This window comes from Allosphingosinicella deserti, from assembly GCF_003012735.1.
In the GTDB taxonomy this organism is placed as follows: Bacteria; Pseudomonadota; Alphaproteobacteria; order Sphingomonadales; family Sphingomonadaceae; genus Allosphingosinicella; species Allosphingosinicella deserti.
Map to the genome: position 1 here is coordinate 280,463 of NZ_PXYI01000006.1, position 21,799 is coordinate 302,261.

Annotated in this window: 17 protein-coding genes; 14 read left to right on the plus strand and 3 right to left on the minus strand. The window is 65.9% G+C overall.

What is annotated here, in order from left to right; translation table 11 throughout:
- Positions 1 to 151: 151 nt before the first annotated feature.
- Positions 152 to 1,120, minus strand: a complete 969-nt coding sequence (locus C7I55_RS18780; RefSeq protein ID WP_106514544.1) for an SDR family oxidoreductase — start codon at positions 1,118 to 1,120, stop codon at positions 152 to 154.
- A 198-nt stretch (positions 1,121 to 1,318) separates the two neighbouring features.
- Between C7I55_RS18780 and C7I55_RS18785 the strand changes: the two genes are divergently transcribed.
- A complete protein-coding gene (locus C7I55_RS18785) occupies positions 1,319 to 3,418 on the plus strand; it encodes a putative bifunctional diguanylate cyclase/phosphodiesterase (protein ID WP_106514545.1) in 2,100 nt (699 codons plus the stop codon).
- A gap of 123 nt (positions 3,419 to 3,541) precedes the next feature.
- Here the strand turns inward: C7I55_RS18785 and C7I55_RS18790 are convergent, their stop codons facing one another.
- Positions 3,542 to 5,713, minus strand: a complete 2,172-nt coding sequence (locus C7I55_RS18790) for an alpha-glucuronidase family glycosyl hydrolase (protein ID WP_106514546.1) — start codon at positions 5,711 to 5,713, stop codon at positions 3,542 to 3,544.
- A 183-nt stretch (positions 5,714 to 5,896) separates the two neighbouring features.
- Here C7I55_RS18790 and C7I55_RS28230 point away from each other — a divergent pair, with 183 nt between their 5' ends.
- The 9 genes from C7I55_RS28230 (at position 5,897) to C7I55_RS18830 (ending at position 15,740) form a co-directional block, all read left to right on the plus strand.
- Positions 5,897 to 6,034, plus strand: a complete 138-nt coding sequence (locus C7I55_RS28230) for a hypothetical protein (RefSeq protein ID WP_158266496.1) — start codon at positions 5,897 to 5,899, stop codon at positions 6,032 to 6,034.
- A gap of 2 nt (positions 6,035 to 6,036) precedes the next feature.
- On the plus strand, positions 6,037 to 7,248 hold the full coding sequence (manD, locus tag C7I55_RS18795; protein WP_106514547.1) for a D-mannonate dehydratase ManD: 1,212 nt from the start codon (positions 6,037 to 6,039) through the stop codon (positions 7,246 to 7,248).
- 14 nt (positions 7,249 to 7,262) lie between these two features.
- Entirely contained in the window at positions 7,263 to 8,432 is a 1,170-nt protein-coding gene (locus tag C7I55_RS18800; protein ID WP_106514548.1) for an endo-1,4-beta-xylanase, read from the plus strand.
- 63 nt (positions 8,433 to 8,495) lie between these two features.
- Positions 8,496 to 8,894, plus strand: coding sequence for a hypothetical protein (locus tag C7I55_RS28235; protein ID WP_106514549.1), 399 nt, complete (start codon positions 8,496 to 8,498; stop codon positions 8,892 to 8,894).
- A gap of 100 nt (positions 8,895 to 8,994) precedes the next feature.
- Positions 8,995 to 11,544, plus strand: a complete 2,550-nt coding sequence (locus C7I55_RS18810) for a cellulase N-terminal Ig-like domain-containing protein (protein WP_106514550.1) — start codon at positions 8,995 to 8,997, stop codon at positions 11,542 to 11,544.
- Positions 11,541 to 12,665, plus strand: coding sequence for an aldose epimerase family protein (locus tag C7I55_RS18815; RefSeq protein ID WP_106514551.1), 1,125 nt, complete (start codon positions 11,541 to 11,543; stop codon positions 12,663 to 12,665). The genes C7I55_RS18810 and C7I55_RS18815 overlap by 4 nt, the downstream gene beginning before the upstream one ends.
- A 10-nt stretch (positions 12,666 to 12,675) precedes the next feature.
- Positions 12,676 to 13,677, plus strand: a complete 1,002-nt coding sequence (locus C7I55_RS18820) for a glycoside hydrolase family 5 protein (protein ID WP_106514552.1) — start codon at positions 12,676 to 12,678, stop codon at positions 13,675 to 13,677.
- Positions 13,678 to 13,755: 78 nt separating this feature from the next.
- The gene (gene mgrA / locus C7I55_RS18825) at positions 13,756 to 14,802 is read left to right on the plus strand and encodes an L-glyceraldehyde 3-phosphate reductase (RefSeq protein WP_106514553.1); all 1,047 of its coding nucleotides are present in this window, start codon (positions 13,756 to 13,758) and stop codon (positions 14,800 to 14,802) included.
- A gap of 26 nt (positions 14,803 to 14,828) precedes the next feature.
- Positions 14,829 to 15,740, plus strand: coding sequence for an ROK family protein (locus C7I55_RS18830; RefSeq protein WP_233222297.1), 912 nt, complete (start codon positions 14,829 to 14,831; stop codon positions 15,738 to 15,740).
- A 118-nt stretch (positions 15,741 to 15,858) separates the two neighbouring features.
- Here C7I55_RS18830 and C7I55_RS18835 read toward each other — a convergent pair whose 3' ends face one another.
- Positions 15,859 to 16,659, minus strand: a complete 801-nt coding sequence (locus tag C7I55_RS18835) for a class I mannose-6-phosphate isomerase (protein ID WP_106514554.1) — start codon at positions 16,657 to 16,659, stop codon at positions 15,859 to 15,861.
- Positions 16,660 to 16,757: 98 nt separating this feature from the next.
- Here C7I55_RS18835 and C7I55_RS18840 point away from each other — a divergent pair, with 98 nt between their 5' ends.
- The 4 genes from C7I55_RS18840 (at position 16,758) to argH (ending at position 21,757) form a co-directional block, all read left to right on the plus strand.
- On the plus strand, positions 16,758 to 18,113 hold the full coding sequence (locus tag C7I55_RS18840; protein WP_106514555.1) for an MFS transporter: 1,356 nt from the start codon (positions 16,758 to 16,760) through the stop codon (positions 18,111 to 18,113).
- 203 nt (positions 18,114 to 18,316) lie between these two features.
- Positions 18,317 to 19,255 (plus strand): ATP-grasp domain-containing protein, encoded by a 939-nt coding sequence (locus C7I55_RS18845; protein ID WP_106514556.1) that lies wholly within the window; start codon positions 18,317 to 18,319, stop codon positions 19,253 to 19,255.
- The gene (locus C7I55_RS18850; protein WP_106514557.1) at positions 19,252 to 20,289 is read left to right on the plus strand and encodes an LLM class flavin-dependent oxidoreductase; all 1,038 of its coding nucleotides are present in this window, start codon (positions 19,252 to 19,254) and stop codon (positions 20,287 to 20,289) included. The genes C7I55_RS18845 and C7I55_RS18850 overlap by 4 nt, the downstream gene beginning before the upstream one ends.
- Before the next feature lie 103 nt (positions 20,290 to 20,392).
- Positions 20,393 to 21,757 (plus strand): argininosuccinate lyase, encoded by a 1,365-nt coding sequence (gene argH / locus C7I55_RS18855; protein WP_106514558.1) that lies wholly within the window; start codon positions 20,393 to 20,395, stop codon positions 21,755 to 21,757.
- The last annotated feature ends 42 nt before the right edge of the window (positions 21,758 to 21,799 follow it).

Sequence of the window (21,799 nt, forward strand, 5' to 3'; positions counted from 1 at the left end):
ACCAAAACCGTTCGCCATGACGTTACCAATCGAAGACAATTCCGAGACGCGGCCAATCTTCAATCTTTACGCGCCAGCGTCAATCCTTCGAATTTCACCTGGACATTGGTATCTGGTTGGTATGGTGGCGTGGATCTGGTGGAGTGTTCGGTCAGCCGCTTCGTGCCGGACGGCGCGCCAGCCACGCGCCGCCGGCGAAGAGCGCGGCAACGCCGCAGAGACTTGCGGCCGCGACCAGGGTGTGTCGTGGCCGCTGCGCGCGAAAGCCGCCGTCGATCCCACCGGCCGGGGCAGGCGGGACGAACAGATTGCCCGCCGTCGCCGGCATCCGCCGGCTTCGATCGAGACTGCGTTCGATCGCACGGCGCGTGGCGGCGGCGCCGAGAAACTGGGCGAGCTTCATCAGGCCGACGGGCGCTCCGACGCCGATGCTGTTGCGCGGCCGATCCGCGAGGCCGACGACGGCGCGGGCGACGTGCCGCGGGTCCATCGCGCCGGAAACCTCCACGGGGTTGCCGAGATAGTTACCCGAATGGCGAAAGGCCGGCGTGTCGACCAATGTCGGATACACGTCGCAGACGTGGATGTCCGGATAGTCCACGAGTTCGCTGCGGAGGGCTTCCGACATGCCGCGCAGGCCGAACTTGCTGGCGCTGTAGGCGACGGCAAGAGGGGCCGGGAAAAAGGCTCCGACCGAGATCATGTTGACGAACACGCCGCGTCGCTGCGCAATGAAGATCGGCAGCACCGCGTGGGCGTCGTTGAGATGGCCGATCAGATTGGCTTCGATGACCCTTCGATGCGCCTCGATCGGCACCTCGTGGAAGCGCCCGACCGCGCCGATCCCGACATTGCTGAACCACAGGTCGATTACGCCGAGATGGTCGCGCGCGCGGCCGGCAAGATGCGTCACCGCGGCCGCATTGGTGACGTCGGTCGGCACCACCAGCGCCTCGCCGCCGGCGTGGCGGCATCGTTCCGCGACATCTTCCAGCGCTTCGGCGTTACGGGCGGCAAGCACCAGGCGTGCGCCGTCCGCAGCGAAGGCTTCCGCCGTGGCGGCGCCGATCCCGCTCGACGCTCCAGTGATCACCACGGCCTTGCCTCTGCGCGGGTCCATGTCGCTCGATCCTCTCCAGTTCGCGCAGGCTAACCGGCGCGGCGCACGGTGGTTCCGGTGGGCCGATCGCCGCAGGCCTTCCTGCTGCGCACTCGAAACGGAGCGGCACAGGCGCGATATTTGCCCGCCAAATATCGGCGAATAACCATATGGTAACGCTGTTTCGCTAGCTCTTCCTCTCATGAGGAGCCGTAGCCAGTGTCGATAGCCACGCGGGTTTCGGTCGCGTGCTCGGCCGTGCTTCTCCTTTCGCTTCTTCTCCTCGGCTCCGGCCTTGCGGTCGGTAACGCCATTCGGGATGCGAACCAGCGCGTCGTCTTGCTTGCACGTGCACTGCAGGTGGAGGATTCGCGGGATCAGGCGCAGCGGAACATCCGGCTCGAACTCGGCGAGACCACCCGCCTTGCCGAGAAAGGAATGGCCGTGGCGCCGGCCCGTTGGGCCGAGCTTTCAAAAGCGCTCGATGCCTTCGGAGCCGCCTCGGCGATCGAAACAGGTACATCCACGGATCCCTCCCTTGCCGGAATCAGGACGGCCTCGATCCAGACCCACGAGGCCACGCACCTGTTCGTGGCCGCGAGCCGGGACCTGATTGCCGTCGCACGGCGTGACGGCAAGGCGGTCAAGGGCGCCATGCCGACATTCCTCGCATCGCTGAAGCGGCTCGAAGCGGCCAGAAACCGCAGTCGCGACGCGCTGGTCTCTGAAATCGGCGGATCGGCCGAGCGCAACCGCATCGAGAGCTATCGCAACATCATCTGGGTGCTGACCGGCGGCTTTTTCGCGGCGGCGATCATCTTCGCGATGACCATCTGGCTTCGCGACCGGGTGCTGTGGCCGATCGTCTCGATCGCGGCACGCCTGCGCGAATTCAACAATGGCGATGCGAGCGGCGTGATACCGGGCCTCCATCGCCCGGACGAGCTGGGCGAGCTCGCCCGCGGCCTCGCCGAATATCGCGCTGCCGTCGAGAAACGCGCCGTCGCCGAGCGCCGCGCCGATTTCCTTGCCCATCACGACATGCTGACCGGGCTGGCCAACCGGCTGCTGTTCGACAATCGGCTCGCCCACGAGCTCGCGCGCAGCCGGCGAACCGGGGACCGCGTGGCAATCTTCGCGATCGACCTCGACGGCTTCAAGGGCATCAACGACCGTCACGGCCATGCCGGCGGCGATCAGGCGTTGAAGCGGATAGCCGGATTGCTTGCCGGGTGCGTTCGCGGCGACGATCTGGTGGCAAGGCTGGGCGGCGACGAATTCGCGATCATACAGGTCGCGTCGGGGCAGCCGGCTGCAGCAGAGGCCCTGCTGGCGCGCCTGTTCGCCGCAACCGAGGCGACAGCGGGCGAAGAGATCGAGATCCGGATGAGCGTCGGGGTCGCGATTTCGGGCGATGCCCAGGACGGAGAGGAACTGCACAACCTCGCCGACCTTGCATTGTACCAGGCCAAATCCGAGGGGCGAAATACCGGGCGCTTCTTCGATTCCGGCCTCAAGGAGCGGGAGCGTCTTAGGCTTCACCTGGCACGCGATCTCGAACACGCCATTGCCGCCGGCCAGCTGCGCGTCGTCTTTCAGCCGATCGCCGAAATCGAGTCGTTGCAGCCGGTCGGCTACGAGGCCCTGCTGCGGTGGCGGCATCCCGATTTCGGCGAGGTCCCGCCGGACCAGTTCATCCCGATTGCGGAGACCACCGGCCTCATCGAATCGATCGGCCTGTGGGTCGCCGATCAGGCCTTCGCGACCGCAGCGACATGGGATCCAGCGATCTCGCTGTCGCTCAACCTGTCACCGATCCAGTTTCGCAGGGCGGGTACCGCGTCCGATTTGATCGCCTGCGCCTCCAGGCACGGACTGGCCGCCGATCGGCTCGAATTCGAAGTGACCGAAAGCGCAACCCTGCTCGGTAGCCATCGGGACGAGGTGCTGCGCGGCCTTCAGATGCTTCAGGCGAGCGGCGCCAGGATCGTCATGGACGACTTCGGAACGGGCCATTCCTCGCTCAGCAACCTCAAGGAATTCCCCTTCGACAAGCTCAAGATCGACCGTTCTTTCGTTGCCGCAATGCGCGACGACAAATCGTCGGCATCGATCGTCAAGGCGACGATCGGGCTCGGCAAGAGCCTGGGCGTCACCATCGTCGCTGAGGGAGTCGAGACTCAGGCGCAGCTCGAAGCGCTGCGGCGCCTCGGCTGTCACCAGGTTCAAGGCTATCTGATCGGCCGCCCCGCAGCCTGGATCAGCAATGCGGCGGAGTCGATGGCCAGCAGGATGCCGCTTTCGACCGGCGCCGACTGACGCCTCGTCGGTGAAGCATATGCCCACGTTCGGCGAAGCGAGCGCCGGGGCTGCCCTCGCGGCGGGCGGGCGAGTACGCGGTTCCGCCTGAAAGCGGCGGCCGCGTTCCGGCCCGCCACCGCATCAATGGTGGCCGGGCGCATATTTGAACTGCAGCGCCTTGTACCATTCGAGATCGTGCGGCGGCGGCGGCGCGCCCTCCGGCAGCGGTCGCCCCGAGACGCTCTGGAAATAGGCGACGCTCGCGTCGCGCCACCAAGCGGCCTCCTTGTGCTGAATGGCGAGGAAGCTGGCGACGTCGTCGAACCGGCGCGCGTCGACATAGGGCCTGAGCCCATCCCAGGTCGCACGCATCTCGCCGACGGTGCCGACGCCGCGGCCGTACCGGAGGACGAGCTCGTCCCAAAGCGGCCGGCCGGAGGCCATCTTCGTGTCCCACGGCAGGTGATGGAACCAGAGCAGATCCTTTTCCGGAATCCGATTTGGGTCGGCGAAGCTGCGGGCGACTTCCGGTGCATATTGGGCGACGGCGTCGCTGCCGGTCTTCGTCCGGTCGAAGCCGATGCCGTTCGCGTCGGCGCGGTGATAGTAAGTCGGGTTCCAGTCCGGCCGCTCCAGGTCACCCACCCAAGGCCCGGGCCCATAATGGTGTCCGGTGGCCATCAGATGGTGGAGGCCGAGCGGGGTCATGTAATCGACCACCGCCTGGTGCGAGGCCATCATCATCCCCACCGCGGGACGCACGAACTTCGGATCGGTGGAAAAGGTCATCCGCGCCCATTCCTCGGCAATCGTGCGGGACGACAGCTCAGGATCCCAGGCAAGGCGACCGAACGCGTACCAGTTCGCCTGGTCGAAATGCGAGCCGCTCCAGTTGCGGTCGGTGCCGATATTGGCGACGCCGGCCATTCCCGTCATCCGGTATCCGTGGAGCCGCCCGTCGATCACCTTGGCGACCGTCGAGCCCTTGCCCTTGGCGTAGGTGTCGGCCTTGAGGACCTCCTCCCAGGCGGAGCCGAGATAAGCAAGGTGGGTAGCGAAGCCGAGATATTCCTTGGTGATCTGAAATTCCATCATCAGCGGAGTCTTCGGCATCGCCCCGAACAGCGGATGAAAGGGTTCGCGCGGCTGGAAATCGATCGCGCCGTTCTTGACCTGGACGACGACATTGTCGCGGAATGTACCGTCGAGCGGCTTGAACTCGGAATAGGCCTGCTTCGCCCGATCCTCGACATTCTCGGCGGCGTAGACGAAGGCGCGCCACATCACGATACCGCCATGCGGCTTCACCGCGTCCGCGAGCATGTTGGCACCGTCGGCGTGGGAACGCTTGTAATCCTGCGGCCCCGGCTGGCCTTCCGAATTGGCCTTGACCAGGAAGCCTCCGAAATCAGGCACGACGCGATAGATCTCGTCCGCCTTGGCCTTCCACCAGGCACGGACGGCCGGGTCGAGCGGGTCGGCGGTCTTGAGCCCGCCAATCTCCAGCGGGGCGCTGAACCGCGCCGTCAGATAGACCCGGATTCCATAGGGGCGGAAGACCGCGGCGAGCGCCTTCACTTTCTCCAGATAGGCGGGCGTCAGGATGTCGGCATTGGCGTTGACGTTGGTGAGGACGGTGCCGTTGATCCCGATCGAGGCATTGGCCCGGGCATAATCGGTGTAGCGGGGATCGAGATAATCCGGGAGCTTGTGCCAGTCCCACAGGGAGAAGCCGGCATAGCCGCGCTCCACGGTCCGATCGAGATTGTCCCAATGGTTGAGCAGGCGCAGCTTCACCTTCGGCGCCTCGGCGATGTCGAGCCGCTCGGTCGGCGCGCCGGTTTCCACTTCGCGCAGCAGGCGGAAGGCGCCGTAGAGCAGGCCGACGTCGCTGTTGGCCGCGATCACGGTGGTGGTACGGCCGTTCACCGGCATCGAGCGGATCAGGAATCCTTCCGGACCAAGCCTGGCAAGCGGAAGGCCAAGCCGCGCGATCTCGGGCGAGCCCGCCGGCGTGCCCAGCAGGATCGCGCCGTCTCGTCCGATCGCCGTCGCGCGCGGGAGGGGGTGGCCGAGCATGTTGGAAAATCCGCGTTCCAGCTCGGCGGCTGCGATGCGCATCGTAGGCGAATCGCCTGCAACGACGAGCTCGGTCGCACGCGGCAGGAGGCGCGTCTGTACGGCCGACGCGAGAGGACGGTAGCGCAGCCAGAGGTCGTATCCGTCTTCCACAGGCTGCGCGGCGAGCTGGCCTGCACAAAGGAGCGCGAGCAAGGCGCCAAGGGCCAGGCGAAGTCCATGCGTGAGGCGCATCTGCGAAACTCTCCTCTCCTGAGCCGCGGTTACGGCCTAAGCCGCTCCGCAATCTCGATTCTCTGGTGCCGTCGCTGGTGCCAGCGACGTTGACAAGGTCGTATTCTCTACTTCATGTTACCGGTAACACAAGCCGAGCCTCCAGCAAGAGGCCAAAAAGCCGCGACTGACGGGAGAGATGATTTGAGACGAAGATCGCGTCCGCTCGCCTTGGCGGCGGCGCTCGCCGGAGCGGTCGCCGGCACGATGCTGGTGCCATTCGCGGCCGGAATGCTGCATGCCAGGGCCGCCGACACTCCCACTCTGACGATCGAGAACTGACCGTGTCCAAGATCCGCTCCGCCCGTGTCATCGTCACCTGCCCGGGCCGTAATTTCGTGACCCTGAAGATCGAGACCGAGGACGGCGTCACCGGCCTTGGCGACGCGACGTTGAACGGCCGCGAGCTTGCCGTCGCCTCCTATCTCACCGATCATGTCATCCCGTGCCTGATCGGACGCGACGCGCACCGGATCGAGGATATCTGGCAATATCTCTATCGCGGCGCCTATTGGCGGCGCGGGCCGGTGACGATGTCGGCCATCGCGGCCGTCGACATGGCGCTGTGGGACATCAAGGGGAAGGTGGCGGGCCTGCCGCTCTACCAATTGCTGGGCGGCGCCAGCCGCGACGCGGTGATGGTTTACGGCCATGCCAACGGCGAAAGCATCGATGACACGATCGCGGCGGCGCTCGAGTACAAGCAGCAGGGCTACAAGGCGATCCGGCTGCAATCGGGCGTGCCTGGCCTGTCCTCCACCTACGGCGTTTCCAAGGACAAATTGTTTTACGAGCCGGCCGACTCCGATCTGCCCACCGAGAATCTGTGGTCGACCGAGCGCTACATGCGGGTGGTGCCGGACTTGTTCGCGGCGGCGCGCGAGGCGCTCGGCCCCGACGTGCACCTGCTGCACGATGTCCATCACCGCCTGACCCCGATCGAGGCGGGGCGGCTCGGCAAGGATCTCGAGCCGTATCGTCCGTTCTGGATGGAGGATGCGGTCGTCGCCGACAATCAGGACAGCTTCCGCCTGATCCGCCAGCACACGACGACACGGCTTGCCGTGGGCGAGATCTTCAACTCGGTGTGGGACGCCAAGCAGCTGATCCAGGAGCAATTGATCGACTATATTCGCGCCACCGTGGTCCATGCCGGCGGCATAACCCACCTGCGCCGGATCGCGTCGTTCGCCGACATGTACAACGTCCGCACCGGCTGTCACGGCGCCACCGATCTGTCGCCGGTGACGATGGCGGCGGCGCTCCATTTCGATCTGTCGGTGCCCAATTTCGGCATCCAGGAATATATGCGCCATACCGACGAGACCGACGCGGTGTTTCCGCATGCCTACAGCTTCAAGGATGGAAGCCTCCATCCCGGCGAGGCGCCGGGCCTGGGCGTCGACATCGACGAGGAGCGGGCCGCGCGTCATCCCTATAGCCGCGCCTATCTGCCGGTGAACCGTCTCGAAGACGGCTCGATGTTCAATTGGTAAGGAAGGCATCCAGCATGCAGCTCACCCGCCGCGAGGGTATCGCCTCCGCTCTGGCGCTCGCCGCCACTGCCTGTGCTCCCGCAGGCCTTGCCAGCGCCGGAGCCGAACCGGCGGGCGCGTCCTCGCTCAAGGCGCTGGCCGCCAGGAGCGGCCGGCGCTTCGGATCGGCCTTGGCGTGGGGCAATCCCGGGGAGGATCGCGGCAGCTTCGCCAACCCGGCATACGCCGCTCTGCTCGAGCGCGAATGCGCGGTCCTCGTGCCGGAAAACGAGCTGAAATGGGCGTGGACGCGCCCTTCGGCGCGCGAATACGATTTCCGGCAGTTCGATGCGATCGTCGATTATGCGACATCGAAGGGCTTCGCCTTGCGCGGGCATACTCTGTTCTGGGCACCCGAAAAGTGGTTTCCGAAATGGCTGGTCGGTCATGATTTCGGCGCCCGGCCGGCCATGACGGCGGAGGCGATGCTGGTCGAGCACGTCCGTACGGTCTGTCGCCGCTACGGGACCAAGATCGGATCCTACGACGTCGTCAACGAAGCCGTCGAGCCCGAGACGGGTGCGATCCGCGACACCGTGATGACCCGCGCGATGGGCGGCGAGGCGATGCTGGACGTGATGTTCCGCACCGCCCGAGCCGAGGCGCCCCACGCACAGCTCATCTACAACGATTATATGAGTTGGGAGCGGGGCACCGAGGACGAAACCCATATCACCGGTGTGCTGAAGCTGCTCGAAGGCTTCCGCAAGCGCGGCACCCCCGTCGATGCGCTGGGGATCCAGTCGCACATCCGGCTGCTCAAGAAGGCGCCGGTGGCCGAGATCGTCCGCGAGTCCGAGGGCCCGTGGCGCCGCTTCCTCGATGCGGTGGTCGGCATGGGGTTCGATCTCGTCATCACCGAGCTCGACGTCAACGACCAGCAGGCGCCGGACGACATCGCCGTGCGCGATCGCATGGTCGCGGATTATGCCCGAGCCTATCTCGATGTCATGCTGAGCTATCGGCAAATGGGCGACGTCCTCGCCTGGGGCATGGTCGACAAATATAACTGGCTGACCGGCTTCGATCCGCGCGCCGACAAGTCGATCAAGCGCGGCACGCCCTATGACAGTGCGTTCCGGGCGAAGCCACTCCGCGAGGCCATCGCGGCGGCGTTTGAAAACGCTTCCAGCCGCCACGGCTGATCGCTTGTGGCGCCCGGCAGGCCCATGTAGGTTACGGAAATCGGGGGATAAAGGGAGATCAGAATGCGCCTTCCCCTGCTGTTCTCGACATCATTTGCTCCGCTTGGCTGCACTGCCGCGCAGCCGGAGAGCGCGTCCGCCGACGGCGCCTCGGCCGCAAGCCTGCAGCCCGGGCAGTTGCGCTGCATCGACGCGAGCCGGGTCGCGGGGCGGCGGGCGGAGAGCAACATCGCGCTCATCTTCGAGCTGGACGACGGCCGCATCGTTCGCAACGACCTTCCGCAGGCGTGCCCGGGCGTCGCCCGCGCGTCCAGCTTCGGAACGCTTGCGATCGAGCCGCGCGAGAACCGCATATGCCAGGGCGATTTCGTGCGGATCTACGATCCTGCCGATCTGCCGAGGGGTGGAATCCAGTCACTGCCGCGCTGCCGGCTCGGCGCCTACACGCCCGCTCCGCGATAGGCTTGCGAGGTTGGGGGCTTTCCTGCAGGAAACGATGACAGCGCTGTCCAAAACGAGACGGCGCCCGTGAACGAGAACAAGAATTCGGGGAGATCGAGGGATGAAGCTGAAGGTAGTGCTCGCCTTGTTGTGTTCGGCGGCGATGTGGGATGGCGCCGCCTCGGCGCAGGCGCTGAAGCTCAACGACAAGGGCTATTTCGCAACCCAGGGCCTTAACGTGATGGTCTTCTCGGATTATTATCCGGATGGCCATCAGACCGGCGTGACCATCGTCCAGCACGGCACACGGGTTGCCGCCAACGGCGATCTCCGGCTCGAAGCGTCTCCGGGTCAATGGTCGCCGATCCCGGCCGTGGGCGAGCGGGTGGTCGATCCCGAGACGCAGACCGTGACCCAGAGCTTGTCCTACCCGGATCCGTCGAAGGACCGGAAGGGCTTCAACCCGATTTTCTATCCGGACATTCAACTCGGCTACAAGGTTCGGGTCACGCCACTCGAAGGCAATAGCTTCCGAATCCAGGTCGACCTCGACCGGCCGGTTCCACCCGAATGGGTCGGCAAGGTCGGCTTCAATCTGGAGCTCTTCCCCACCGATCTGTTCGGCAAGAGCTTCCTGATGGACGGGCAGAGCGGCATCTTCCCGCGCCAGGCCAACGGCCCGGTGGTGCGCAGCGGCGGCGGGATCGTGCCGGTGCCCATTCCGATTCAGGCGAACGGCCCCGTCCCCTCGTTGAACGGCGAGCCGCTGGCCGCGCCGCTTGCGACCGGCCGCAAGCTCGTCGTCGCGCCGGAGCAGGATCTGCAGCGCCTGACGATCGAGAGCCGGAGCGGCACGCTCGAACTGCTCGACGGCCGTCTCAATCATAACAATGCCTGGTTCATCGTCCGCGGGACCATTCCGGCCGGCGCCACCACCAACGCACTCGAATGGGTGGTAACGCCCCATGTCGAGCAGGGCTGGCGGTATCAGCCGGTGATCCAGGTCAGCCAGGTCGGCTATGCGCCCGATCAGCCCAAACGGGCGGTGATCGAGCTCGATCCCGGAGATCGCGACATTAAGCGCGTCCGTCTGTTCCGGCTCACCGACGACGGCCGCAAGGAGATCGCAGCGGGAAGCCCGGAGCGGTGGGGCGAGTTCCTCCGCTATGATTACCGCGTGTTCGATTTCTCGAAGGTCCGCGATCCCGGCATGTACGTGGTCGCCTATGGCGATCAGGTCTCGAGCCCGTTCAAGATCGGGAGCGACGTCTATTCGCGCCATGTCTGGCAGCCGACGCTCGAATATTTCCTGCCGATCCAGATGTGCCACATGCGGGTCAACGAGAAATACCGGGTGTGGCACGGCCTCGATCACCAGGACGACGCGCTGATGGCGCCGACCGCGCTCAACCATTTCGACGGCTATGTGCAGGGTCCGGCGACGATGACCCGGTACAAGCCCGGCGACGTCGTTCCCGGTCTCAATGCCGGCGGCTGGCACGATGCCGGTGATTTCGATCTTCGCGTCGAAAGCCAGATCGGGACGGTGTGGCTGCTCGCGAAGATGGTCGAGGAATTCGGGCTCGATTACGATGCCACGACGGTCGACCAAAGCAAGAAGATGGTCGAGATCCACGCACCCGACGGGCGCAACGACGCCGTTCAGCAGATCGAGCACGGGCTGTTGAGCGTGCTTGGCGGCTATCGCGCGCTGGGCCGGCTGTATCGCGGCATCATCGCCCCGAGCCTTCGCCAATATGCGATGCTCGGCGACGCCGCGAACCACACCGACGGCGTGTTCAGGAAGCCGGTCGAAGGGCTTGGCCGCAACAACAACGGCGATCCGATCAAGGCCGACGATCGCTGGGTGTTCACCGAGGACAATCCCGATCGCGAACTCTACGTTGCCGCCGGCCTCGCGGCCGCGGCGCGGGTGATGAAGGCCACCAATCCGAAGCTCGCTGCCGAGGCACTCGCGGCATCTCAGGCGGTTGCGAAAGCGGCTCTGCCCAAGGCGAAGAGCGTCGCCAACAAGGCGTTCGTGCTGTCGGAGCTGATCCAATCGACCGGCAACCAGGCCTATGTCGTGCAATTGCTCGGCATGGAAAAGGACATTCTCGCCCATGTCGAGGACGCCGCCTGGCGGCTCGCGCCCGCGCTGCCGCTGATCAACGATGCCGGCTTCAAGCTCCGCCTCGCCGATGCCGTCTCCGCCTATCAGGCGACGGTGAAGGAGAGCGCCCGCACCGATTCGCCCTATGGCGTTCCCTACAAGCCCGATATCTGGGGCGCCGGCTGGACGATCCAGGAACGCGGCGTCCGCCAATATTTCTTTGCCAAGGGCTGGCCGCAGGCGACCGATCCGGAGAGTTGGCTGAACGCGCTCAACTTCGTCCTCGGCGTCCACCCGGGCGAGAATACATCCTCGTTCGCGTCGGGGGTCGGCGCCAAGTCGGCGACGGTCGCATACGGCACCAACCGCGCCGAATGGTCGTACATCCCGGGCGGCGTCATTTCCGGCACCGCGCTCATCCGCCCCGATCTGCCCGAGCTGAAGATCTGGCCCTATTTCTGGCAGCAGACCGAATATGTGATGGGCGGCGGCGAGACCAATTACATGTTTCTCGCACTGGCCGCCGACCGGCGCTTCGGCCGGGAGCAGGCGCGATGAAGAATGCCTTCCTGGCTTTCGCCGTACTTGGGGCAACGCCTGGCGCTGCAGCGGCGGACGTCACGATCAAGCCTTACGGCACGACGCGGGACGGACGTGATGTTGTCCAGGTGATCTTGCGCAACGATCGCGGCATGGAAGTGCGGCTGATCAATTACGGCGCGATCGTCACCGACGTGATCGTGCCCGATTCCCGCGGCCGCAAGGCCAATGTCGCGCTCGGCTTCGGCAGTCTCGCCGACTATGAAGCCAAGAACGGCAATTACGGGTTCGGCGCAATCATGGGCCGCTATGCCGGCCGCATCGCCAACGCCCGCTTCTCGATAGACGGCAAGCCGGTTACGCTCGCCGCCAATGACGGCCCGAACACGCTGCACGGCGGGCCGGATGGGTTCGACACGAAAGTGTGGGAGGTGCGCCCGACCGGCAGCGGCGGCGATGCCGGCGCCGTGCTCCATTATGTCAGCCCGGCCGGGGAACAGAATTTCCCCGGACGGCTGGACGTCACGGTGACCTACACGCTGACCAGGAACAACGAACTGCGGCTGGATTATCAGGCGACGACGGACGCGCCGACGGCTCTCAACCTCACCAATCACAGCTATTTCAACCTCGCCGGCGCCGGCTCCGGTACCGTGCGCAGCCATGTGCTCACCATTCCCGCCGACCGGATCCTCGAGACGAGCCCGGCGGGCATTCCGACGGGCGCCACCGTCGATGTTGCCGGCACCCCGTTCGACTTCCGCCGCGGCGCCGCGATCGGAGCGATGATGGACCGTCCGCATCCGCAACTGGAAGGACGGCGCGGGATCAATCATAGCTGGGTGCTCGGCAATCGCGGTCGCCTCGCGCTTGCGGCAAGCCTCCGAGATCCGGCGTCCGGGCGCCGAATGGAGGTCCTCACCACCGAGCCGTCGCTGCTCGCCTACACCGCCGATTACTTCCCCGGCACGGACGAGGGTGCCCAAGGAAAGATCTATCGCCAGCACGATGCGCTGGCGCTGGAGGCGCAGCATTTCCCCGATGCGCCCAACCAGCCTGCTTTCCCGTCGACGATCCTGCGGGCGGGCGAAACCTATCGCGCGACGACCGTCTTCCGCTTCTCCGCCGACAAACGCTAGGGGCGCCGCCATGTTGAAGCGCCTCCTTCTCGGGCTTTGCCTCGCTTGGCTCGCGGCACCCGTTGCCGCGGAAACAGCGGTCGAGCGCCATGGCGCACTGCGAGCCGAGGGCAATCGCATCGTCGATGCCAAAGGAGAGCCTGTCGTGCTCCGCGGCATGTCGTTGTTCTGGAGCCAATGGGCGCCGCAATTCTACAATCGCGACGCGCTTCGCTGGCTCCGCGACGATTGGAACGTCAACATCGTCCGCGCCGCCATTGCCGTCCATCAGGGCGGATATATGGAGCATCCGGCATGCGAGACGAAGAAGGCTGAAGCTGCCATCGAGGCCGCGGTCGCGCTGGGCCTGTACGTGATTGTCGATTGGCACGCGCACCAGCCGGAGCCCGAGGCAGCGTCGCGCTTCTTCGAGCACATCGCCCAAAAATACGGCCATTTGCCGAACATCATCTACGAGACCTGGAACGAGCCCCTGCGCGAGCATGATTGGTCGCGTGTGATCAAGCCCTACCATTCCGCCGTGATCCCGCGCATCCGGGCGATCGATCCCGACAATCTCATCGTCGCCGGTACCCAGACCTGGTCGCAGGACGTCGACAAGGCGGCGGCCGATCCCTTGCGCTTCGCCAACCTCGCCTACACGCTCCATTTCTATGCCGGCAGCCACCGTCAGGACCTGCGCGACAAGGCCGCCGCGGCACTCGCCAGCGGCGCGGCCTTGTTCGTCACCGAATGGGGCTCGACCGATGCGAACGGCGACGGCCCCGTCTACGCCGACGAGACCCGGCGCTGGTGGGCGTTCCTGGAAGAGAACCGGCTCAGCTATCTCAACTGGTCGATATCGACGAAGAAGGAGAGCTCGGCTGCCCTTCTGCAAGGCGCGAGCCCGAGGGGCGGCTGGCGAGACGGTCAGATCTCGCCGTCCGGCAGGCTGGTGCGCGAGCAGCTTCGCAAGATGAATCCAGCCCGAGGCGTCGCATCTGCGGCGCCGTGCGCGGCAGGGACTTGCTAGAGCGCTCTCCCATGTTCATGACGCCGTCCAAATCGCCGGGGAGGGTCCGGCCCCGCGCCTTCGCAGAGGATAGATGACATGCCCTATGTTGCCGACGACAGCCGCTATTCCGGTGCGATGACCTATCGCCGCTGCGGGCGCAGCGGCCTCGATCTGCCGGCGATCTCGCTCGGCCTCTGGCAGAATTTCGGTGGCGCCGACGTCTTCGAGACCGGCCGCGCCGTGCTTCGCCGCGCCTTCGATCTCGGCGTCACCCATTTCGATCTCGCCAACAATTACGGCCCGCCCTACGGCTCGGCGGAAGAGAATTTCGGCCGCGTCATGGCGGCCGATTTTCGACCCTATCGCGACGAGATGATCCTCTCGACCAAGGCCGGCTACGATATGTGGAATGGTCCGTACGGCAATGGCGGCAGCCGCAAATATCTGCTCGCCAGTCTCGATCAGAGCCTCAAGCGGATGGCAGTCGATTATGTCGACATCTTCTATTCGCACAGGGTCGATCCGACCACGCCGCTCGAGGAGACGATGGGCGCGCTGGTTACTGCGTACCGGCAGGGCAAGGCGCTCTATGTCGGCATCTCCTCTTACTCGCCGGAACTGACCCGCGAGGCGCACGCCATCCTCAAGGCGGAAGGGGTGCCGCTGCTCATCCATCAGCCTTCTTATTCGATGCTCAACCGCTGGGTGGAAAACGGCCTTCTCGGCGCACTCGAGGAATTGGGCACCGGCTGCATCGCCTTCTCCCCGCTGGCCCAAGGCATGCTGACCAACAAATATCTCGGCGGCGTGCCCGAGGATGCGCGGGCCGCGAAGGGCGGATCGCTGTCTTCCAACTGGCTGACCGAAGAGAATCTGCAGCGCATTCGCGCGCTCAACGACATTGCCGACCGCCGCGGGCAGAGCCTGGCGCAGATGGCGATCGCCTGGGTGCTGCGCGATCCGCGCATCACCTCGGCGCTGATCGGCGCGCGCAACGTCGCCCAGCTCGAAGATTCGTTGGCGGCACTCAACACGCTCGATTTCACGAGCGAACAAATCGCTGAAATCGACCGCTATGCGGAAGAAGGCGGGATCGATATCTGGAAGCGTTCCTCTACGGTAAGCCCGGAAGAGGTCGCCTGACCCAAAGGGGGCAAAGGCGATAAGCAGTGACGAACAAGGGGGCAGGGACTTTGAGGCGTTTCGCCGGCATCGAAATGGGCGGCACCAAGATCGTGTGCACGCTGGCTACTTCTCCCGACGAGGTGCTCGACAGGCGGACCGTGCCGACCGCTGCGCCCGAGGAGACGCTCACGGCGATCGAGGCGATCCTCGCCGGCTGGTGGGCCGAGGCGCCATTCGCGGCGCTCGGCATCGCCAGCTTCGGGCCGGTCGATCTCGATCCCGCGTCGCCGACTTGGGGCTATATCACCTCGACGCCGAAGCCCGGCTGGCAGATGATCGACGTCGCACCGCGGCTCGCCCGTCCATTCGGCGTTCCAACCGCCTTTGATACCGATGTCAACGGCGCCGCGCTCGCCGAGCTGGCCTGGGGCGCGGGGCAGGGCATGGAGGATTTCGCCTACATCACCGTCGGCACCGGCGTCGGCGTCGGTCTCGTCGTCAACGGCAAGCCGACCCGCGGCTTCCAGCATTGCGAACTCGGCCATGTCCGCGTCACCCGCTTGCCCGGCGACGATTGGGGCGGAGCCTGCCCCTATCACGGTCCGTGCGTCGAAGGGCTCGTCGCCGGCGGATCGATCAAGAAGCGGCTCGGCCTCGAGGACGCCTCGGGTCTCCCCGCCGATCACTATGTCTGGAACACGGTGGCACATACGCTCGCGCAACTCTGCCACACCATCGTGTGCGCGGCAGCGCCCAAGCGGATCGTGATCGGCGGCGGCGTCGTCTCCGGCCAGCCACATCTCCTGCCGCGGATCGAGCCGCTGCTCCGCGAGAGCATCGCCGGCTATATGAGCATCCCCAACGGCGTGCCCTACGTCACCGCCCCCGGCCTTGGCGACCATGCCGGCCCGCTCGGCCCGATCGCCATGGCGATGGGCGCGGCCGAGGAAAAATGACCTTGAATCCCTCTCCCTTGACGGGAGAAGGATTACGCCAGCTTGGCAGCTTTGCTGCCTAGCGGAGGTTCGGAGAGGGTGAAGGCGCTCCAAGAGCGCCGCGAACGGGCTCTTGAAATCAAACGCCCGCCGCGGCCACCAGCAGCTTCGCACCGTCGCGCGCGGCAAGCGCCTCACCCGCGGGCACCAGCAAGCAGTCGCCTGGGCGGCCGGTCTCGCCGCCAACACTCACCTCGCCCTCGAGCGGCAGCACCCAGCGCTCCGCGTCGCTCAAGGCTTCGACGGTGCCGGACGCTTCGACATAGTCGAGCCGAAAATGCGGTCCGGGCACCAGGGTGCGCGAATCTCCCGTGGTAACATGGGTCATCAGCCCGGCGGCGTAGGGGACGCCCTGCGCGACTGCGAGGCCGTCTTCGAGATGCAGCTCGCGCGGGCGGCCGTAGTCGTAGAGGCGATAGGTGATGTCGCTCTGTTGCTGGACCTCGATCAGCGCAATGCCGGCGCCGATCGCGTGCACCGTCCCGGCGGGCACGTAGAAGAAGTCACCGGCCTTGACCGGCTTCCAGTCCATCAATTGCTCGATCGATCCGTCGAGCGCCGCCGCCCGCAGCGTGTCGGCGTTCGCCGGCGCGCGCAGGCCGAGCGCAATCGTCGAATCGGGCTCGGCAGCCAGAACGTACCAGCATTCGGTCTTGCCGTTGGCTTCGCCCTTGGCCTGCGCCTGCTCGTCATTGGGATGCACCTGGACCGACAGCCGCTCGCTGGTGAAGATATATTTGACCAGCAGCGGCAGCCGGCGGCCGCTCGCTTCCTCGAACCAGATCTCACCGATCTGGCGTCCGTCGGCCGGCGCGGCGAATTGCGGCGGCAGGTCGCTCTTTCCCCAGGGTTTCTCGACGGCGTGGGCACTGAGCTTCATCTTCTGTCCTTCTGACGCTTGCGGGATGACAGCCCTGTCATCTACCAACGGCGCCTCATAGAGCGGGGCCGCGTTCGCGGCCAGTAGAGGGGATCCGAATGGAAGACAGGCAAAAAGGCGGAATGCTGGCGGCGTTCATCACGGTGACGACGCTGTTCTTCGCCTGGGGTTTCATCACGTCGATGATCGACCCGTTGGTCGCCTCGGTGAAGGGCATTTTCGATCTCACCGATGTTCAGGCGCAGCTGAGCGCCTTCGCCTTCTTCATCGCCTACGGGATCGTTTCGCTGCCCGCCGCCGCCTTGCTCTCGCGGCTGCAATCCGCGAAGACGATCATCCTCGCTCTGATCCTGATGGTCGCGGGCTGCCTCACCATGCTGGTCGCGGCCAATCTCGCCATCTACACGCTCGTGCTGGTCGGCCTGTTCATTCTCGCCAGCGGCATCACCATTCTCCAGGTCGCCGCCAATCCGCTCGCAGCGGCGCTCGGTGATCCGAAATACAGTCACCTTCGCCTGACGCTCAGCCAGGCGTTCAACTCGTTCGGTACCTTCCTCGGCCCGGTTCTTGGCGCGCATCTCTTCCTTGAAGGTATCGAGGTGAAGGAAGGGTCCGCCGTCACCGAAGCGGCACGGGCGAATGCACTCGCCGGCATCGACGCCGCCTATTTCTGGATCTCCGGCCTGATCGCCGCGCTTGCTCTGTTCTTCTTCTTCGCACGCAAGATCGTTACCGCGGCCGCACCAGTGCCGTCGGACGAAGTTGCCCGTCGCGGAATCCTGGCGATGCTCAAGGATGCGCTCTCGTCGCGTTGGGCGATGCTCGGCGCCGGAGCGATCTTCCTCTATGTCGGCGCCGAAGTGGCGATCGGTACTCAAATGGCGTGGTTCCTCAACTCCGATGCCATCTGGGGCAATTCCGACAGTCCGTTCGGCGTCCCGTTTGTCGGCGCCCTCATGGGCAGTGACGGCGTTCCCGGCGTTTCGCTCCAGGAGGCCGGCAAGGCGGTCGCTCTCTATTGGGGTGGCGCCATGGTCGGTCGCTTGGTCGGCTCGATCCTGCTCGCGAAGGTCCGTGCCGGCCGTCTGCTCGCCGTCTTCACCGCGATCGCCGCGGCGATGTGCCTCTATATCGCGTTCGTCGGCGGCGTCGAAGCGGGCTACGTCGCGCTCTGCATCGGCCTGTTCAACTCGATCATGTTCCCGGTCATCTTCACGCTCACCTTGGAGCGTTCGACCGCCAGCGAAGAGGCGACGTCCGGCTTCCTGTGCATGGCGATCGTCGGCGGCGCATTGCTCCCGCTGCTCGTCGGCGCGGTATCGGGCGCGGTCGGCTATGGGCTGGCGCTCGTGGTCCCGGCCGCCTGTTATCTGCTGCTGTGCCTGTTCGCGCTTTCCGCGGATCGTGTGAAGGTCGCCGCAACCGCCGGCGCCCCGAAAAAGGCGATGCACTGAAGACCGCGAGCCAGCCCCTCCTCAAGCCCTCCCCCTCGACGGAGGAGCGTTGGGTGGGGGTGGACTCGGAGACGGAACCACGGCTCATTCATCTCCCACGCCTCCCCCACCAAGGGGGAGGAGGAAGTGGGAAGGGGTTCGAACCCCCTTTGAATTTCCCCTCCGCCCGCACACATGGGCGTCTCCTCCTTTCGGGCTCCCCGATGACCGCCGATCTCGCCATCCTTTACGAACACCCGCTCTGGTTCGAGCCGCTCTTCGCCGCGCTGGAGCGGCGGGGGATCGGCTTCATCAAGATTCCGCTCGGCGATCACCATTTCGATCCCGCCGGCAGCCCGCCGCCGGCGCCGGTGATCCTCAGCCGCGTCGCCATGTCCGGCTTCCTGCGCGAGCCCGAGCACGGAATCTTTTACGCGGAAGCGCTGCTCGATCATTGGCGGCGGCAGGGCGCGACCGTGCTCAACGGACCGGAGGTGCTTGCCATCGACAGCTCGAAGGCGCGGCAGCTCTCGCTGATCACCGGGCTCGGCTACGCCATTCCGGAGACCCGCGCCGTCCACCGCGGCCGCGATCTGCTCGCCGCCGCCGAAGGCATGGCCTATCCGTTGCTGGTCAAGGCGAATATCGGCGGGGCAGGGGCGGGCATCCTCCGCTATGCCAGTCGCGACGAGCTGGCGCGATCCGTCGCCGACGGCACGCTGCCCGACAGCATCGACAAGGTGCTGCTGCTCCAGGACTATGTCCCACCGCGGGGCGGCACGATCACCCGCATCGAGACGCTCGGCGGCAAGTTCCTCTACGCGCTCGAAGTCGAGAGCAAAGGCGACGCCTTCGATCTCTGCCCGGCCGATGCCTGCCTCGCCCAGCCTGGCCGCGCCGCCATCGGCATGCGCGCCGTCACCCCGCCGCCTGCCTTGATCGAAGCGTCGGAGAAGATCGCGCAGGCGGTCGGCATGGACGTTGGTGGCGTCGAGGTCGTGGTCGACGATCGCGATGGCGTCGCCCGCTTCTACGACATCAACGGCCTCTCCAATTTCGTGGCGAAGCCGCTGGACGTGCTCGGCTGGGATCCGCACGAGCGCCTGATCGATATGCTCGCGGCCGCGATCGCGGCACGCTCCGACACGAGGACATCAGCATGAGGTTCGGTTACTGGATGCCGGTATTCGGCGGCTGGCTGCGCAACATCGAGGACGAGGGGATGGAGGCGAGCTGGGACTATGTCCGCCGCCTCACCCAGCGCAGCGAGGCGACGGGGTGGGATCTGTCGCTGATCGCCGAGCTCAATCTCAACGACATCAAGGGCGTCGAGGAGCCGGCGCTCGATGCCTGGTCGACGGCGGCCGCGCTGGCTGCGGTGACCAGCGAGATCGAGCTGATGGTTGCGGTGCGCCCGAACTTCCACCAGCCCGCTCTGTTCGCCAAGCAGGCGGCGAACATCGACAACATCTCCGGCGGACGGCTGGCGCTCAACGTCGTCTCCTCCTGGTGGGCGGACGAGGCGACCCAGTACGGTCTTCAGTTCGATCAGCATGACGATCGCTACGCCCGCACCCGCGAGTGGCTCGAAGTACTCGATGGCCTGTGGACGCAGAAGCGCTTCAGCTACGAAGGCGAACGCTATCGGCTGAAGGATGCGATCTGTGAGCCGAAGCCGGTCAAGAAGCCGCGGCCGACCATCTACGCGGGCGGCGAGAGCGAAACCGCGAAGACGATGATCGCCACCCAGTGCGATGCCTATGTGATGCACGGCGATCCGGTCGAGGCGATCCGCCCCAAGGTCCGCGACATGGCGGAACGCCGCGCCCGCGTCGGCGGACCCGACATGCAGTTCGGCATGGCGGCCTATGCCATCGTCCGCGACAGCGAGGCCGAGGCGAAGCGCGAGCTCGCGCGGATCACCGCTCTGCCGCCGCAGCCGCCCAAGGGCTTCGACAATTTCGACCAATGGCTGTCCGGCACCGAGCTGGAGCGCGAATTGAAGCTTCAGGAATATTCGGTGTCGAACCGCGGCTTGCGCCCGAACCTGGTCGGCACGCCCGAGCAGGTGCAGGAGCGGATCGCCGAATATGAGGACGCCGGGCTCGATCTCCTGCTGCTGCAGATGAGCCCGCAGGCGGAGGAGATGGACCGCTTCGCCGCTCAGGTCATCCAGCCGATGAAGGCGGCGGCTTGAGCCTCTGCTTGCGACGAGCGGTGCGACTGCCTAATCGGCCGGTGTTTGTGGACATGCGGACGGGAGACGGACGGTTTCTGAGCAGGCAAAAGGCAGCAACGTGATGTGGGGCGGCCGCTTCGGCGGGGGCCCGTCGGCACTGATGCGCGAGATCAACGCATCGATCGGCTTCGACAAGCGCTTCTGGCGCGAGGACATCCAGGCCTCGAAGGCGCATGTCGCGATGCTCGGCGCCCGCGGCATCGTCGCCGCCGAAGATGCGGAGACGATCGCGCGCGGTCTCGACACCATCGCCGGCGAATATGCGCAAAGCGGCGTTCCCGAGGATATTGCGCTCGAAGACATCCACATGCATGTCGAGGCGCGGCTCGCCGAGCTGATCGGTCCGGTCGCCGGGCGTCTCCACACCGCTCGATCCCGCAACGACCAGGTGGCGACCGACTTTCGCCTCTGGGTGCGCGCCGCGATCGACGAGGTCGATGCCTCGCTCGCCGCCTTCCAGCGGGTGCTCGTCGCCCGCGCCGAGGAGCATGCCGAAAGCGTCATGCCCGGCTTCACCCATCTCCAGGCGGCGCAGCCGGTGACGCTCGGCCACCATCTGCTCGCTTATTACGAAATGATCCGGCGCGATCGCTCGCGCTTCCGTGATTCCCGCGCCCGCCTCAACGAGCTGCCGCTCGGCTCCGCGGCCCTGGCCGGGACGTCGTTTCCGCTCGACCGCGAGGCGACGGCGCAAGCGCTCGGCTTCGATCGGCCGACCGCCAACAGCCTCGATGCCGTGTCTGACCGCGATTTCGCGCTCGATTACCTGATGTCGGCGACTCAATGTTCGCTGCACCTGTCGCGCCTCGCGGAGGAGCTGATCATCTGGGCAAGCCAGCCGTTCGGCTTCGTCAGCCTGCCCGATGCCTTTTCGACCGGCTCGTCGATCATGCCGCAAAAGCGCAATCCGGATGCCGCCGAACTCGTCCGCGGCCATGCCGGTCGCATCGCTGGCGCGATGACGTCGCTGGTGATCACGATGAAGGGCCTCCCGCTTGCCTATTCGAAGGACATGCAGGACGACAAGCCGCCGGTCTTCGAGGCGCACGACCTGCTGATGCTGTCGATCCAGGCGCTGGCCGGCATGGTCGAGCAGACCCGTTTCCGCACCGATCGGATGCGTGCCGCCGCCGAGGTCGGGTTCTCCACCGCCACCGATCTTGCCGACTGGCTGGTCCGCGTTGGGGGAATCCCGTTCCGCGAGGCGCACCACATCACCGGACGCGCGGTGAAGCTTGCCGAGGAGCAGGGGATCGGCCTGTCCGATCTGGAGCTTGGGGCGCTGCAGGCGATCGACGCCCGCATCGACGCGAGCATCTACGACGTGCTCACCGTCGATGCTTCGGTGCGCAGCCGGACCTCTTATGGCGGCACCGCGCCGGATCGCGTGCGCGAGCAGGTCGAGCGCGCCAAGCGCGACATCTGAGCCGCCGGGGTGAACACGCCGGCGCGAGCAGGACGCAACGCG